Annotated in this window: 12 protein-coding genes; 9 read left to right on the top strand and 3 right to left on the bottom strand. The window is 44.9% G+C overall.

The window, feature by feature from the left end; translation table 11 throughout:
* Positions 1-227 precede the first annotated feature (227 nt).
* The 3 genes from A4S05_RS23800 to A4S05_RS23810 all read right to left on the bottom strand — a co-directional run bounded on the left by A4S05_RS23800 (position 228) and on the right by A4S05_RS23810 (position 3,096).
* Complete coding sequence (locus tag A4S05_RS23800; RefSeq protein WP_069072263.1) at positions 228-866, bottom strand: hypothetical protein; 639 nt, start codon at positions 864-866, stop codon at positions 228-230.
* A gap of 292 nt (positions 867-1,158) precedes the next feature.
* The gene (locus A4S05_RS23805) at positions 1,159-2,667 is read right to left on the bottom strand and encodes a relaxase/mobilization nuclease domain-containing protein (protein ID WP_256091118.1); all 1,509 of its coding nucleotides are present in this window, start codon (positions 2,665-2,667) and stop codon (positions 1,159-1,161) included.
* A gap of 42 nt (positions 2,668-2,709) precedes the next feature.
* Positions 2,710-3,096, bottom strand: coding sequence for a plasmid mobilization protein (locus A4S05_RS23810; protein ID WP_256091119.1), 387 nt, complete (start codon positions 3,094-3,096; stop codon positions 2,710-2,712).
* Positions 3,097-3,947: 851 nt separating this feature from the next.
* On the opposite strand from A4S05_RS23810, the gene A4S05_RS23815 reads away from it, so the two are divergent.
* The 9 genes from A4S05_RS23815 (at position 3,948) to A4S05_RS23855 (ending at position 16,468) form a co-directional block, all read left to right on the top strand.
* Positions 3,948-4,526 (top strand): hypothetical protein, encoded by a 579-nt coding sequence (locus A4S05_RS23815; protein WP_069072264.1) that lies wholly within the window; start codon positions 3,948-3,950, stop codon positions 4,524-4,526.
* Between the two features lie 445 nt (positions 4,527-4,971).
* Positions 4,972-10,980, top strand: coding sequence for an AAA family ATPase (locus tag A4S05_RS23820; protein ID WP_069072265.1), 6,009 nt, complete (start codon positions 4,972-4,974; stop codon positions 10,978-10,980).
* Positions 10,977-11,606: a response regulator gene (locus A4S05_RS23825; RefSeq protein ID WP_069072266.1), complete on the top strand. Its 630-nt coding sequence runs from the start codon at positions 10,977-10,979 to the stop codon at positions 11,604-11,606. Before A4S05_RS23820 ends, A4S05_RS23825 begins: the two co-directional genes overlap by 4 nt.
* A gap of 217 nt (positions 11,607-11,823) precedes the next feature.
* Complete coding sequence (locus A4S05_RS23830) at positions 11,824-12,393, top strand: DsbA family protein (RefSeq protein WP_069072267.1); 570 nt, start codon at positions 11,824-11,826, stop codon at positions 12,391-12,393.
* A 250-nt stretch (positions 12,394-12,643) separates the two neighbouring features.
* Positions 12,644-13,126, top strand: coding sequence for a cupin domain-containing protein (locus A4S05_RS23835; RefSeq protein ID WP_069072268.1), 483 nt, complete (start codon positions 12,644-12,646; stop codon positions 13,124-13,126).
* A gap of 137 nt (positions 13,127-13,263) precedes the next feature.
* Positions 13,264-13,731 carry a VOC family protein gene (locus A4S05_RS23840; RefSeq protein WP_069072446.1) on the top strand — a complete coding sequence of 156 codons (468 nt, stop codon included), beginning with the start codon at positions 13,264-13,266 and terminating at the stop codon, positions 13,729-13,731.
* A gap of 147 nt (positions 13,732-13,878) precedes the next feature.
* Positions 13,879-14,745 carry an oxidoreductase gene (locus A4S05_RS23845; protein WP_069072269.1) on the top strand — a complete coding sequence of 289 codons (867 nt, stop codon included), beginning with the start codon at positions 13,879-13,881 and terminating at the stop codon, positions 14,743-14,745.
* A gap of 35 nt (positions 14,746-14,780) precedes the next feature.
* Positions 14,781-15,494 (top strand): SDR family oxidoreductase, encoded by a 714-nt coding sequence (locus tag A4S05_RS23850; RefSeq protein WP_069072270.1) that lies wholly within the window; start codon positions 14,781-14,783, stop codon positions 15,492-15,494.
* Positions 15,495-15,547: 53 nt separating this feature from the next.
* A complete protein-coding gene (locus A4S05_RS23855; RefSeq protein ID WP_084227235.1) occupies positions 15,548-16,468 on the top strand; it encodes an alpha/beta fold hydrolase in 921 nt (306 codons plus the stop codon).
* Positions 16,469-16,543 lie beyond the last annotated feature (75 nt).

Here is a 16,543-nt window from a genome sequence, read left to right on the forward strand (position 1 = left end):
GTGTCAGAACATTCCTCCCATAACACACGAGAAATTGGTGCATTTTTGGTATCAAAACGAGGAAAGATAAAGACAAGTTCCAAAACCCAAAATAAAATCGGTACTTTGCATCTCTGCGTGGTACTTTATGACAGGCTCTAAAGCATTAGGCGTGCATCCATGCAAGACTATGGTTGGTTAAAAATTTGATAGTAGTAATCGAAGTAAATTTTCCCTTTTTGCTGGTTTTATGAGTTGATGGGTATAATTTCATCACTATTGAAAACTTCAACTGTAGCATTTGGACTGTTCATATCTGTGGTTTGTTCGAGTAGACGTGTTGCTTCCTCAAGCAATGCGCTTGCGTTCTGAAGCAGTGTTCGCATTTGGGTTAACTTGTTCCGCCGTTCGATACCAAGTTGTGCTTCTATATACCGCGCATCATCATGATGGCTGAGGTGAATTACCCGTACTTCTTGTTCTTTCTCTGAAGGTGCAAATATTGCGTTTTCGGCGGTTAATTTATAGTAAGAGTACGTACCACTGGTTCGTTTGACATTGTAGATGTGGAGTTCGCAACCCGGTGGCGCGATATACTGTCCGTCGAAGTTGGTAAGTCTAGTACGAATATTACTTAATCTGGTGGCGATCGCCTCAATGGCCGGGATAACACTTAACGATTCTGGTGATTGTGGGCAACCGCGCCTCATCAGCATCATGATAGCGGCAGAACGACGGGTCAGGCGAATTTGTTCTTGATACTGGCGCATTTGTTCTTCCCGAATACGAACAAGTTCGAGTTCTTCATCGGGGCTTAGTTGAACTGCACTCCCACAAGTTTTGTAATTTAAGCAGTCACCAGAGTCTATGCCTGGGTATTGCATCATACTGGCACAGTCAAATCCAAGTCCGCATTTTTTCTTGGGCATAGGTTACATCTTTTAGTTCTAGTTACTTTTATAATTTAATATAGCTAGAACAAGGTAGAGTTATTTTCTATGGGGTTATGTGCAAACCCACAGAGATAAACGATATTAGGATTTTTTTACCTGAGTAGGATATTATTTATACGAAGTATTCAAATTTGAACACTTCGTAAAGACGATAGTAATTCCCAACAGCTTTTTACCCACAGTCATAGAGGCACTGTGGATTAAGTTTTCTCTACCAACAGATTTACTATTGCTCAATGCCTCTTTGCGATCGCAAGTTACCCATTAACGCTTGTTGGGTAAAAACACGCAAACTTTCAATCTGCTCGATTTCGTTTGTTGTAAGTCGAGTTGCTATCTCTTCATACCACTCTCCCTGACTATAGCAGGTTTGCATCACAGGGGTATTATCTCCATGACGGTAAACAGTCAGAATATTAGCATTTAAGCTGGCACTCAACTCCCGTCCTTTGATACGGAAATTATTGGTAACAAGCATATAGTCAGTGATTGTAGAAGGCAGATGTTGGAGGTTAGAAGGGAGAAGGTTAGGAAAAGGGGGAGTAGGGGAAGATTGCTCTTGCAGGACTTCTTGAGCAGTGGATAGACGGTTTTCTTCTGAAATATCCTGTTGTGGGTGCTGTTCCTTCAGATGCGGCTGTACTTTTTTCTTAACCTTATTTGCTTTCGACATGGATTTATCTTCTAATTTTGGTTGTATTGTCGAAATTTGATCTGGATAATTACTATTTAGTACTTTTGTGTTAGTAAATATTTTGGAGTTACTATCGGTATCGCCATTACTATCACTTGTACTGCTGCTAGGATGTTTATCAGCATATAAGTACTCATTATTGCTTGTGCCATTAGTATTTATGCGGTTAATTGCTCTGGCTTTAGCTTGTTGAATTACTTCCTTATCTTTCTCTTGGTCGTATGTTATTCCGTATTCAGACAGCAGTTTGTTCCAACTATAAGGTTTGTATACTTGATAACCAGCGATTTTCACATCATTATGGATGTAGGTAAAGCCTAGTAGTTCCTCCCCCCGCATTTTAGGCAATACCCCAATGTTGTTTTCCTCCAAGCGTTGGATGAAGGTGAAGACAGTGGGACTATCCTTAATGGCTTCTCCTATTGCTTGGCGAATAATTTCCTTACTTGTTGGGGTTTTGTGCTTACTGTTGACTGCTCTAATACTTTTCGAGCGGTTGGGGCTGGTGAGTGCAGTTATGCCATACTCTTGCTGTAACTTAGAGGCGACGGCTTCATTCGTTATCGGTGTCACCTCTAACCCTAGTTCCGCCGCGATGCGTCTAGTTGAGACTTGGGAGTTGAAATAATCATAGGAATCATTAACTAAGCTGCCATCTAACCGAATTCGGGAGGCAATTATGTGCAGGTGTTCATGGTCGCGATCGTGGTGGCGTACTGCAACGAACTGACTTGTAGCTGCTACTGATGATTCTTCCTTAGGTAAGTATCCCATATCTTTGAGATATTCCCTTGCTACATAACTGTACTGACTGTCTGATAAATGCTCATGATAGTTGAGGCGGTGTGCTATTGAGATAATGAGGTGGGCACACTGCCGTTTAACTGCTTTTTTGGTGTACTTGATGTTGAGAAACTGCTGGTTAAATTCATCTGGGTTTGTTCCCATCATATTAGTATCGACAATCGCAGCATCATCTTTCCCCAAGACATACTTGAGCGTGTCGAGAAAATTGGGTTTTTTATAGATGATGGGAATCAAATTGAGGGGGTTTAAAGTAGGGTATATAGAACCTGTAATGCCTTATTTATCTAGGCTTGAGGGTAATTTATCTGAAATATCTAGGTTAAATGCAGCTGCGATGGTCTGATCTACGAGTGCGATCGCATTATTGACAGTATCCAAAATTTGCTGGTTGTTTGTTTCCTTTGCTAAGTGAGATAACATCATCAGTTCGCTTTTGAGGTTTCCAGCAGTAGCGCGGATAGTTATCAAGTCGGCAGATGGTTTTGCTGTTAGTACCCGCCTTAACCCACAGGAACGTAAATACTCAGATGCAGTTACCCCTGTGGCGATCGCTTTTTCCTCAATGGTAGTTTTCTCTTGCTCAAAGAGGTATACCTTGATAGATTTGGTTCGCTTTATGGAGTTACTTACCATACCTTCTTTCACTGCGGGACTGAGTGGCATAGTTAGAGACTGCACTGAGGGACTTGGGGATAACCGGAAATCTGACAACAGTGTGTGGTTTCAATTGCGGACAATATCGCTGCTATTTTTGGTATAAACTATACCGTATGTAGATGCCGACAGTGAGAGTACTGTAACTTGTGATAATACAAGGTAATATCTTATAGTTCGTCTTGTAACTGACACTGAAGCCGTAAACCTTGTTTTTAATGATGCAATTGTTGGGTTGTAGAGATTGTATGGTTATGTCGCCAGCGTGCGATCGCGTAGTGGGTGCTATCTATTATCGTGAATTAAATTATACGTAATTACAATTATTTATAGGTATTATTTTTCAATCTGTTTATTTATCAAACAGTAGATATACTACAAATGTAGCATTTTGTGATACACGATAAGACGATTGGTATTAAAGGCACTGTTAATTAATCTAGTTTATTGATAATAGCCTTAGTAATAAAATGACCCTACTAAACATACCTTGTCTTAGTTACAGGACTGTACGGTGACAGCAATAGTCTGTTGTGGAGTGCAAAGTAAATCAGATGCAGAGAGGATTGTGGGGTTATTCCCTAAGCTGATTAACCTTTGACGTAGTGCTGAAATAATTGGGTTAATTTGCCCTCAGAATACCTCAATTATGGGGATTGTTAGAGTTTATTTTTCAGTTAATTATTTATTTTGATTGACAAAAATCAAACCCAATTTCATTTAATTGGGGTAATTAGTGTGTCAATTGGGGTAGTTCGGAGTAAATACGGGGGTGAGTTCTCCCACCGTATGGTTAAAGTAAGAGTATTGACAAATAGCTTACTGAGAAGCTTGATTTGCACGTTAATAGAAGAGAAGCTATGGCAAGAGCGAGTAAGCCAGCTGATTCGGTTGAGTTGGCGCGTATCATGCGGAATAAAGATATGGAGGACGGTATAGTAATTAGCTATCTCCAGTCGAAGAAGCGAGGGCAAACTGAGTTAGTATGTGAGGCGCTGCGGGCGTATTACTTACCGTTTGCGCTATCTGCTGCGGGGGTATCTGGTGTTGAATTGCAGTCAGCCCTTCATGATGCGATCGCGCAACTGGAAGTTCAGATAATTAAGATGAAACGGACGTTTGGGATGGAGGGGTTGCCCCAGATAGTTCTTGTTAATCCTCATAGTGGAGTTTTCTCGCAAGGTGCAACTGGGTTACAACCAACAGTTGGAACTAATGGCGTGGAAATAGCTCCTATTTCAGCTAATTTGGTTCCCCCTTCCGTTTCTTTTTTTGATTCCACTGGGCCAAGTCCGGACTCGTTACTTGTTACGGCGGAAGCATTAGGGTCAAATATTTTGGAACAGGATTCTGAAGATGATGGTTTCTTTAATGATGATGAGGATGACCCAATTGCTAAGGCAGAAATAGAAGTTGATGCAGGATTTCGTCTGGAGTGAGGGGATTATTAGGGCGTGTTTTAAAACTAGAGCCGCAGGATGATAGAAGCGAGTGTTAGCATTGCAAGATAGTTATCAGCTTTTTTGTCATACCGTGTAGCAATGCAACGAAATTGATTTAAACGGTTGAAACATCTCTCGACCCAATTTCTTTGGCAATAAATTGATTTGTCAAACTTACCTCGCTCATTCAGCCTGATGGCTATACCTTCGACTAGCGATCACACGAGTCAAAGAAGCAATTCATGAGGGATAGTGTGATAATTCAACTGGGCTGTTTATCAATTCGTGCAAGAGTGTCTAAATCCTCCTATGATTTACAAGTATTCGGAGTTCCCAGCACATATATAATAGGTAGATTGACTTCTCAAAGTAGAACTTGAATAATAAGCATTAATTCTATTTGGGTTTGCGGTTCTTTCTATGCTTTGACAAGGTGATAAGAATGATTGCGCTACCTGACGTTGCGGTTGATGCTCAAATATATTCCAGCAATAATTCTGTGGTGTATCGTGGCATCAAGCTGTCAGATCGCACGCCTGTCATTCTCAAAGTTCTCAAACAGGACTATCCTACGGCATCAGAACTCACCCGCTACAGGCAGGAATATGAAATTACGCGATCGCTTAACTTAGAAGGCGCGATCAAGGCATATAGTCAGCAGGAATATCAGCGCACACTCATTATTCTTTTAGAAGATTTCGGTGGAGAGTCTCTGGAGAGATGGATACAGCAGCGTTCAGAATTCTGCCCTATGCCCTTATCAGCTTTTCTATCCCTTGCCATTAAACTCACAGGTATTCTGGGCAGAATTCATGCTGCTGGTGTCATTCATAAAGATATCAACCCTAGCAATATTGTCTTCAATCTAGATACTGGGGTCGTTAAATTTATTGATTTCGGAATTGCTACTCGATTTAACCGCACTAACCCAACCTTCAAAAACCCTCATGTTCTAGAAGGCACTCTTGCATACTTATCTCCAGAGCAAACCGGACGCATGAACCGTTTGCTTGATTATCGTACTGATTTTTACTCCCTTGGCGTAACGTTCTACGAACTGCTCACTGGACAGTTACCGTTTGTCACAACAGACATTCTTGAACTTGTCCATTGTCATCTTGCCAAATTACCTGTTCCGCCTCACGAACTGAAGGCAACGATTCCCAAAGCAGTTTCAGATATCATTTTGAAACTAATGGCAAAGAATGCGGAGGATCGCTATCAGAGTGCTTGGGGTATCAAAGCAGATTTAGAAATTTGTGCTGACCAATTAAAAAAAATCGGGCAAATTAATAGCATTCAACTGGGTCTATTAGATGTTTGGGATCAGTTTCAAATTCCCCAAAAACTTTATGGACGGGATCAGGAAGTTGCAATGTTACTAGCGGCTTTTGTTCGCGTAGCGTGTCCGTTGGTGCAGCCTCCCGCAGGGAAGGACAGTCGCGTTGCTTCAGAAAACCTTGTACAACAAACTTCAGAACAGAAACTAACAGACAATCAAACTTTCAAAGTTGAAATGATGCTGGTTTCTGGCTATGCGGGAATTGGGAAATCAGCATTAGTCCAGGAACTTTATAAACCAATCACCGCAAAGCGCGGCTATTTTATCTCTGGTAAATTCGATCAATTTCAGCGCAATATTCCCTACAGCGCGATCGCATCTGCCCTGCAAAAATTGATACAACAATTGCTAAGTGAACCAGACGAGCAAGTGCAACAATGGCGATCGCGCTTGCTAACGGCTTTGGGAACCAACGGACAAATTATCATTGATATCATCCCAGAAGTTGAATTAATTATCGGCAAGCAGCCGCCTGTATCAGAAGTTGGAGCAACTGAAGCTCAAAATCGCTTCAATCTAGTTTTTCAAAAGTTTGTGCGGGTGTTTTGTTCAAAGTCACACCCGCTTGTGATCTTTTTAGATGATTTGCAATGGATAGACTCAGCAACGCTGAAGTTAATCGAGCTGATGTTGCTTGATGAACAAACCCAATTCCTATTTTTAATTGGAGCCTATCGAGATAATGAGGTAAATCCAACTCATCCGTTGATGTTAACGCTAGAAAGGCTGCGAAAACAAGGGGTAGTGCTTCAGGAAATTATTCTAACACCATTAACGCTCTTGCCACTGAGTCAGTTGATTGCCGAGACGCTACATCAGAATGCAGACACCGTTTGTTCGTTAGCTGGGTTAGTACTGCGTAAAACCGAGGGCAATCCTTTCTTTGTCGGTGAATTTTTGAGAATGCTGCATAGCGAAAATCTGCTGACCTTTGATGCTGAACACTTATGCTGGCAATGGAACATTGCTGATATTCAAGCCCAGGATATTACCGATAATGTGGTGGAGTTGCTACTGAGCCAGTTAAATAAATTACCAGAAAACACACAGCAAATTCTCCAGTTAGCAGCTTGTATCGGTGCTAAATTTAATTTAAATACGTTAGCGATCGTTTGCGAACAATCTCCTAAAGCAATTTCTCTAGATTTACTAGTAGCCATTCAAGCCGGATTAATTCAACCTATATCTGAATTAGACGAAAACCTATTAGTTCAAGAATATAAGTTTTTACATGATCGCGTACAGCAAGCGGCATACGCCTTAATCGATGAGTCGCAAAAACTTGGGGTACATCTGCAAATCGGTCGCAATTTACTCGAAAAGACTTCGCCGGAGCAACGAGCAGAACGGTTGTTTGAAATTGTTGACCAACTGAATTATGGAACCGAGTTAATCAGTGAGCAATTTGAACGGAATGAGATTGCCAAACTGAATTTGCAAGCAGGTCAGAAAGCGTTGGCAGCGACCGCTTATGAAGCCGCTTTCAAGTATTTCAATACAGGACTTAAACTCCTTGATGGGGAAAGTTGGCAGCGCGAGTATGACCTAACTTTGGCGTTGCATTCCGAGGCAGCAGAGGCAGCATACCTCAGTGGTCACTTTGACGAAATGGAGCGGCTTGTAAAAGAAGTGCTCAACCGTGCAAAGACAGTGCTAGACACAGTGAAAGCTTACGATAGCAGGATTCAAGCATGGCTGTCGCGGGGAGACCCTAAAGAAGCCCTTAAAACTGGCTTGGAAGTGCTGCAACTCTTGGGAATTAGTTTAGTGGAAGCTCCAAGTCAGTTAGACGTTCAAGCAGGATTAGAGGAAACGGCTTCACAACTCGTTGGGCAAGAAATCGAAAATTTGATTGATCTGCCAGAGATGACTGAAACTGTGCCACTGGCAGCAATCTACATTTTAGTCAGCACAGTGGGAGCGGCTTTTAATGTGTCACCCCTTCTGATGGTGCTGATTGTGTGCAAGATGGTGAATTTATCGATCGCTCATGGAAACGCTATCTGGTCGCTTCTCGGTTATGCTGCCTATGGCATGATGCTATGTGGAGTTGTACAAGACCTTGAACTGGGCTATCGATTTGGCAAACTATCCTTAAATTTAGCGAAAAGATTAAATAACAAGAGAGGTAACTGCAAAGCATTGCTGATGGTGAATTTTCACATAATTCACTGGAAAGCTCACCTTAAAGACACGTTCCCCGCTTTAGCGGATGCTTATCAAAGCGGGATAGAAAGTGGAGAGTTTGAATTTGCAGGTTATTGTGCATTTAGCCTATGTTATTGCCCCTTTTTTGCAGGACAAGAACTGACAGAACTGGAACAACAAACAGCGATTTATCGTAAAGCCACTAACCAAATTAGACGAGAGACTGTTTCCACTTGGCTAGCAATGTTGCAGCAAACGATCCTGAACCTGCGAGGTCAATCTGAAAATCCAAGTCGCTTAGTGGGTTGTATTTATGATGAAGAGCAAGCACTAGCACAGGCGATCGCTGTCAAGGATGGAACTAGCCTTCACTACTTTTACTTAAATAAGCTGATTTTATGCTATCTGTTCGGAGATTATGAGCAAGCTGCAAAAACGGCTACTTTGTCAGAACAATATTTAAGCGCAGCCACAGCATTAGTCTCTGTACCTCCATTTCATTTCTATGACTCCCTCATATTTTTGAGCTTGTTGGTAGATGCTTCAAACTCTGAAAAAGCAGCTTGGTTGAATCGCATTAACGCCAACCAGGAGAAGATGCAGAAATGGGCATACCATGCCCCCATGAACTTTTTGCATAAATTTCAGTTAGTTGAGGCAGAGAAAGCACGAGTTTTGGGTCAGTTTTTTGAGGCAGAGGAGTTTTACGAACAAGCAATTCTTGGTGCTAAAGAAAACGAGTACCTTCAAGAAGAAGCCTTAGGCTATGAGTTAGCTGCCAAACATTACTTGGCTCGTGGTCGAGAAAGGTTTGCTCAACTCTATATGAAGGAAGCCCATTACTGCTATGAGCGGTGGGGAGCAACCGCAAAAGCCAAAGATTTAGAGACTCGCTATCCACAGTTTTTTCCTCAGTCGCTGAATGTGGCTCCCACACCAGTTCACACCACTGCTGGAACTACTTCTAACACCTCACATATTGCTTTCGATTTAGCAACAGTAATCAGAGCATCCCAAGCCATCTCTCGCGAAATTGAACTGGATCAGTTACTCAATTCTTTGATGCAGATATTAATTGAGAATGCTGGGGCACAAACTGGATGCTTGATTTTGGAAAACGCGGGAGAATGGGCGATCGAGGCTGCTTGTGAACTGGCTGATGGGGCGAATTTTTGTAATACACAAATACTTCAATCGATTTCAATAATAAATCGCTTACCCGAATCCATCATTCATTATGTGATTCGGACTCATGAATCTGTGATCTTAAATGATGCAACTTGTGAAAGTAATTTCATCAATGAGCCATATATTCAGCAGAACCAAACGAAATCACTTCTTTGTTTGCCACTATTGAATCAAAGTAAACTTGTTGGCGTGTTGTACCTGGAAAATCAATTAGCAACTGGGGCATTTACACCGGAGCGATCGCAACTTCTAAATCTACTATCTACTCAGGCAGCGATCGCGATCGAAAATGCCAAACTCTACTCAGAGCAACGTGCAAGCAAAAGTCGAATGACTCAATTTTTAGAAGCGATTCCATTAGGAGTTGCAGTTGTGGATGCGGCTGGTCGCCCTTACTACTTCAATCAACAAGCAACTCAGTTAACAGGTAAAGGGGTTGTTTCTTCCATAACAATGGATCAACTTGCAGAGACGTATCAAGCCTATATAGCCGGAACGAATCAAAAATATCCTACTGAAAAACTGAATTTATACCGGGCGTTGAAAGGTGAACGCACGAGGACAGATGATTTAGAAATTCACCGAGGCGACACCATTATTCCAGTTGAGATTTGGGGAACGCCAGTTTTTGACGAACAGGGAAAGGTGGCGTATGCGATCGCCACCTTTCAAGACATCACAGAGCGGAAGCAAGCAGAACACTTCTTAGCCAATTACAACCGCACCTTAGAGCAACAGGTCGCTCAAAGAACGGCAGCTTTACAGCAAAGCCAAGCAGAACTGCGCGAGCGAGAACAGCAATTACGACTGATCACGGACGCTCTACCTGTTTGTATCATCTACGTAGATGCCCAGCAGCGTTATCGGTTTGTCAACCGCACTTATGAGGAATGGTTTCACCGTAGTCGAGGTGAAATTTTGGGCAAGCATATTCGCGAAAACTTGGGTGAAGCATCTTATCAAGTTGCACAACCATACATCAATCAAGCGCTGGCAGGTCAAATCACAACCTATGAGGTAGAAATGCCCTGTGTGTATGGCAAGAAATATGTCAGTAATTCCTTCATCCCAGATTTCGATGACAATGCTCAAGTGAAAGGATACTATGGGCTAATCACAGACATTGGCGATCGCAAACGTGCCGAAGAAGCCTCAATTTTAGAGGAACGCAACCGCATGGCACGCGAAATTCATGACACTCTCGCGCAAGCCTTTACCGGGATTCTGGTTCACATGGGAACCGTTTCTCGATTAGTGACCAGCAACCCCCAAGCAATTCAAACACATATTAATATCGTGCGAGACCTGGCCCGCACCGGGCTGACAGAAGCTCGACGCTCCGTTGCAGCATTGCGTCCCCAATCCCTAGAAGATGGCGATCTGTGGACGGCACTGCAACGGTTTGTAGCTACCATGCAATCTTCAACCGAAACCAGCTTGATTTGTGATATTATTGGCACGCCCTATACGTTACCCCCGGAAACAGAGAATAATCTTCTAAGAATTGCACAGGAAGCATTTACCAATTCAATTAGGTATGCGAATGCAAAGGAAATTCGGATTGAATTAATTTATGAACCAACGCAATTCTTCTTACGAATTAAAGACAATGGACAAGGATTTGAAGCCAACCATACAATCCTAAATCGGGGGTTTGGCTTACTGGGGATTACCGAACGAGCGGAACGCATTAAGGCACAACTCTCGATTAAGAGCCGACTGGGGCAGGGAACAGAAACGATCGTATCCGTACATCGGGAGGCATCAGCGTGAGTCAGTCTACAGTAATCCGCGTTTTGATTGTTGACGATCACTCAATCGTCCGGCAAGGACTAGCCGCGATGATTGAGAATGAGCCAGATATGACGGTGGTGGGTCAAGCGGGCAATGGGCAGGAAGCGATCGCTCAATATCGGCAACTGCAACCTGATGTCACCTTAATCGACTTACGGATGCCGCAGATCGGCGGCGTTGATGCCATCGTCGCCATCTGTGCTGAATTCGCTCATGCCCGGATGATTGTACTGACCACTTATGACGGGGACGAAGATATTTATCGAGCATTACGCGCCGGAGCCAAGGGCTATCTGCTGAAGGACGCGGAACCGGAGGCACTCCTGAATGCGATTCATATTGTTCACAGAGGACAACAATATATCCCTTCCGAAGTCGCTGCCAAACTGGTGCAACGGATGAACATTCCAGAGTTGAGCGATCGAGAACAAGAAGTTGTTTGCCAGATGGCGCGTGGCTTGAGTAATCAAGATATTGCTGCGGCTTTGAATATTACTGAAAGTACTGTCAAATTTCACATCAACCGAATTTTGAGCAAATTAGGCGTGAGCGATCGCACTCAAGCGGTGATTACCGCACTGAAGCGGGGACTCGCCAAGTTGTGAAACAAGCAAAACTGAACTTAAGTTCGGTTGAGGGTTAGTTTTAGAGATAGTAAGCAACTGTTGTTTCATCGCTTCAATTACTCAACTCTGAGTTGGCGACAAAGCTAAATTAGTTTCATAAGCTAAAGACATACAAAAAACGGAGTCGGGAGGAATCACAGATAGGAGTCATGCCAATCCCTTGATGCTGTGAGAAACCCTTTTTGATACAGTATCGATGAATCAAGATAGTAATTTTAATCAACTTTTTGTTCCACCTTCCCAGCGCGATCGCTATCAGGGGACGCTCAATGCCCCCGTCATACTCGTGGAATATGGGAATTACCAATGTCCTCAGTTCCGGGAAATGCATCAGTTGATTCAGGCAATTGTGCAAGATTTCAATTCCCGGCTGAGTGAGAAAAATTCGATTTGTGTAGTGTTTCGTCACTTTATCGAAGATTCAATCTATCCTCAAGCACAAAAGGCAGCAGAAGCAGCGGAAGCAGCAGGAGCGCAGGGTCAGTTTTGGCAGATGCACGAGATGTTGCTCACCCATCAAGAGGCATTGGGAAACGGCTATCTCGTTGAGTATGCCAATAATCTAGGTCTCGACATCTGCCAATTTTTGCAGGATATCTTCAAACAAGTCCATGTTGACCGTATCAATCAAGATATCGCAAGTGGTCAGCAAAGTGGAGTAGTGACTGCACCAGCTTTGTTTATTAATGGAATTAGGTATCGCGGTCGCTGGAATATGGAGCAGTTAATGGCAGCCATTATCGCTGCAAGTAATGAAGTACCTTGATCGAATGGCACTAAGAAAAGGGAAAATCGTTGAGGCAGCAGGGGTGCAGAGGAGCGGAGGAGCAGGGGAGAAAGAAGAAGTTTTAAGCATACGAACGGATATTTAGAAATTCCCCTCTGCGCCCCTGCCCCCCTGCCTCGGTTGTTGAGCGTAGTCGAAACACTGCAATGCTTACGCTGCGTACCCTTCAGCTTAACTTAGTGCCATTCGTACCTTGATCCTCAATCCCACAATTATTGGAGGTAAAACAATGAGCACCGAATTCAGTAAAAACAAAGTTGCAATTGTCGGCCGGGGCGAGGATCTCAATTGGTTCAATACAATGCTCGGTGAGCAGATGGCTATCCGCGTGCATAGCAGAGATGTCGGCGGGGCTTTCACAATCATCGAAGCGCAAGTTCCACCGTTCATAGGGCCGCCACTCCACTATCACGAAGATAGGGAGGAGATATTTGAAGTACTTGAAGGCAGATTTCGCTTTCACTGTGCAGGCGAAGAGTTCGAGGTCGCACCCGGAACATCGGTTGTTGTACCCCGGAACAGCGTACATGGATGGGTGAACCTCGGTCCGGGAGCGGCTCGCTTGCTTTTCACCTTCGTACCCGGCGGAATTGACGAATTCTTTCCTCAAATTGGTCAAACGTCACCCGAAGGTTGGACGGATCTTGGAAATCAGTACGACACTTCGATCGTCGGAGCGCCCCTGTCCGTCAAAGGGGCTGCAAACGATTAAAGTGCGTTTTAGTTCAAAGAACTTGAATGTTCTAAATTGAGCGATGGTCGCATTGCGATCGACCCGCCAAAGGCGATCGCAGAAGAATGAAGTTAATCGAGATAGGCAGCAACCTCACCAATCAAAAGGAGAACAAAATGAGTAGCGATCGCGTAAACAGTCAAAACATGAAACTTGAAGTTGTGGTATTGCCCGTCTCCGATGTCGATCGAGCCAAGGACTTCTATAAAACTTTGGGGTGGCGGCTGGATGCTGACTTCGTTACCGATAAGGACTTCCGGGTGGTGCAGTTAACGCCCCCTGGATCAGAAGCCTCAATCATCTTTGGTACTGGCGTTACGTTAGCCGCACCGGGTTCAGTCCAAGGTCTGTACCTCATAGTTTACGACATCGAGGCAGCCCACGCCGAACTCGTTGATCGGGGTGTCGAGGTGAGTGAAGTATTCCACGACATCGGCGGGGTCTTCCACCATGCCGGAACCGAGGGACGTATAACAGGCCCAGACCCAGAACGTCGCGATTATGCCTCCTTTGCCTCGTTCAGCGATCCAGACGGCAACGGTTGGCTGCTCCAAGAAGTGAAGAAGCGCGCTCCCGGACGATAACAGGACATCAATCATTTAAGGGTGAAAAGGAGTCAAACTTATCAGGTTTTTCACTCCTTTTATTACTCGCCACCAGTGTAGCAGTTAGACACTAACCGAAAGAACTAAAGGCAATAAATTAGACAACACCGAAAACGAGGATACTCCATGAAAACGCAGAAAGTATGGTTCATTACCGGAGCTTCCAGAGGCTTTGGGTTAGAAATTGCCAGAGCAGCCCTGGTAGCAGGCGATCGAGTAGTGGCGACGGTTCGCTCTCAGCCCGCACAACTCGCCACTACCCTGCACAACGACCCGGATCTGTACGTTGTGCAGATGGATGTTACCCAGGAACACCAGGTACAAGAGGCTGTCAAGCAGGGCATTGCCCGTTTCGGCCGGGTTGATGTCTTAGTCAATAATGCCGGGTTTGGCATGGTTACTGCGATTGAAGAAGCCACGGATGCCGAAGTCCGCAAACAGTATGATACCAACGTGTTTGGGTTACTGAACGTGACTCGTGCGGTGTTGCCGTACCTGCGCCAGCAAAAATCCGGGCGGGTCATCAATATCTCGTCGCTGTTCGGCTATGATGCAGTTCCGGGTTGGGGATTGTACGGTTCCACTAAGTTTGCGGTCGAAGGTCTCTCGAAAGGGCTAGCGGTGGAACTGGCACCGCTCGGCATCCACGTCACGGTAGTGGCTCCCGGTCTTTTTACGACCGACTTCCTGAGCACTGAATCTTATGTTGCCGCTAAAACCGTTATCGCCGATTACCAGGAAACGGTAGAACCGATGCGTCACGGAGCCAATGCGCTACACGGGCAGCAGCCCGGCGATCCGAAAAAGTTTGCCCAGGTGATTCTTCAACTGGCCAATACAGAACGCCCGCCACTGCATTTGCCCGTCGGGAAGGACACGATCGCGATGTACCAGAACAATGCCGCGAAAATGGCACAGGAAATCGAAGCATGGCTACCAGTCGCTACCAGCACCGACCATGACCACCGCATAACGGCTTCGACCATCGCCTGAAGAGCAACATTCACACATTATCTCCAAAACTGAAGATGAAAACTCAAGATTCCGTAGTCTTTATTTCTGGTGCTAGTCGCGGCTTAGGCTTGGCATTCGCGCACGAGGCACTTGACCGTGGTGCTAAAAAGGTCTACGCCGGGGTGCGTAGTCCAACTGAAGCCAAAACGCCAGGTATCATTCAGGTCAAACTCGATGTGACCGATCCTGCCTCGATAGCTGCGGTCGTGACACAGTGCGGTGATACCACTGTGCTGGTCAACAACGCGGGTATTGCTCGGCTCACCAGCAGTACCCTAGATCCAGCCATGATCGACATCGCGCGCGATGTCTTCGAGACAAACTACTATGGCATGATTCTGGTCAGTCAGGCATTTGCTCCAATTCTTGCCAAGAATGGGGGTGGAGCGGTCATCAATGTCTTGTCGGATGCCACTTGGTATGCGCGTCCGATGCTGGCAGCGTATTCCGCCTCGAAGTCAGCGGCGTGGAGCTTTACCAATGCCTTACGCATCGATCTGCGGAACCAGAAGACATTAGTGCTCGGTCTGCATGTCGGCTTCATGGATACCGACATGACCAAAGGCTTCGAGATGAAGAAGATCAATCCACGGCAGGTTGCCGAGGCCGCTCTGACTGGCATTGAGGACAACAAGGAAGAGGTACTGGCCGACGACTTCACCAGGGAAATCAAGCGAAGCCTTTGCAATGAGCAGCCGATGTATTTGAATCCGCCAGAAATCGACTGAACGCCGTTCGTTCACAAGCGGAGGTTGTGCAGTCCTTGGGTAGGAATTGGAAGATGAAGCCATCACCAGTAATGCACGCACTGATTGTCAATGATTTTCAAACTGCGCTGGGAAAGGACAACATGCAAAGAAAAACATTCAGAACATCTGATGGTGCCGAATTAAGCTACATCAGCGCGGGTAGCGGACAACCCATCGTGATGCTTCACGGTTGGTCGCAATCGGCAGAACAATTCAAATATCAAATTCCTGTTTTTGCCGAACACTATCAGGTGATTGCAGTCGATTTGCGAGGCCACGGGGAGTCCGAAAAAGTACCTTTCGGGTATCGAATCTCTCGCTTGGCTCAAGATATTCATGAATTGATCAGTACTCTGAAACTCCAAAAGCCACACCTATTCGGTCACTCAATGGGATGTTCTCTGATCTGGAGCTACCTTGATCTATTTGGATTAGATGAAATTGATCGATTAGTGTTGGTTGATCAATCTCCGTTGGTCGTTTCGCGATCGCATTGGAACGCTCAAGAAATCGCAGAGTCCGGGGCAGTGTTTACTGCCGAACAACTCAATGCAGCAGTACACACTCTAGAAAATGGCAACGCTGAGGAACTGACTCGAAGCCTTCTGACTTCAATGGTCACGCCAGCGATGTCAGAGGAGCAGTTTGAGTGGATCGTTGAGTGCAATCAACGCTTGCCACGCGCGATTGCTGCAACGCTGTTGTACAACCATGCTCACACCGACTGGCGCGATCAAATTGTCAGGATTCGTAAGCCAACTTTGGTCATTTCTGGAAGAAAAAGTATTATTCCGTGGCGATCGCAAGTCTGGATCAATCAAAGCATTTCTGACTCTGAGTTAGAAATCTTTGAAGCCGATGAAGGTGGTGGGCATTTTACGTTCATCGAGAATCCAGAAAAGTTTAACCGACGAGTTTTACAGTTCTTATCGCGTTGGCGTAGCCTCTCATGAGAGAGAATCGCTTGCAGTGAACCAGGAAAGGCAGACACCAGGGCTAGACATCTTAATAACGGCTTCGACCATAAG

Source organism: Nostoc sp. KVJ20, assembly GCF_001712795.1.
Taxonomy (GTDB): Bacteria; Cyanobacteriota; Cyanobacteriia; order Cyanobacteriales; family Nostocaceae; genus Nostoc.

Coding starts and splice junctions, on each gene's coding strand:
- A4S05_RS23800 (WP_069072263.1), bottom strand. CDS start 866: ATGATGCAATACCCAGGCATAGACTCTGGTGACTGCTTAAATTACAAA.
- A4S05_RS23810 (WP_256091119.1), bottom strand. CDS start 3,096: ATGCCACTCAGTCCCGCAGTGAAAGAAGGTATGGTAAGTAACTCCATA.
- A4S05_RS23815 (WP_069072264.1), top strand. CDS start 3,948: ATGGCAAGAGCGAGTAAGCCAGCTGATTCGGTTGAGTTGGCGCGTATC.
- A4S05_RS23820 (WP_069072265.1), top strand. CDS start 4,972: ATGATTGCGCTACCTGACGTTGCGGTTGATGCTCAAATATATTCCAGC.
- A4S05_RS23830 (WP_069072267.1), top strand. CDS start 11,824: ATGAATCAAGATAGTAATTTTAATCAACTTTTTGTTCCACCTTCCCAG.
- A4S05_RS23835 (WP_069072268.1), top strand. CDS start 12,644: ATGAGCACCGAATTCAGTAAAAACAAAGTTGCAATTGTCGGCCGGGGC.
- A4S05_RS23840 (WP_069072446.1), top strand. CDS start 13,264: ATGAGTAGCGATCGCGTAAACAGTCAAAACATGAAACTTGAAGTTGTG.
- A4S05_RS23845 (WP_069072269.1), top strand. CDS start 13,879: ATGAAAACGCAGAAAGTATGGTTCATTACCGGAGCTTCCAGAGGCTTT.
- A4S05_RS23850 (WP_069072270.1), top strand. CDS start 14,781: ATGAAAACTCAAGATTCCGTAGTCTTTATTTCTGGTGCTAGTCGCGGC.
- A4S05_RS23855 (WP_084227235.1), top strand. CDS start 15,548: ATGAAGCCATCACCAGTAATGCACGCACTGATTGTCAATGATTTTCAA.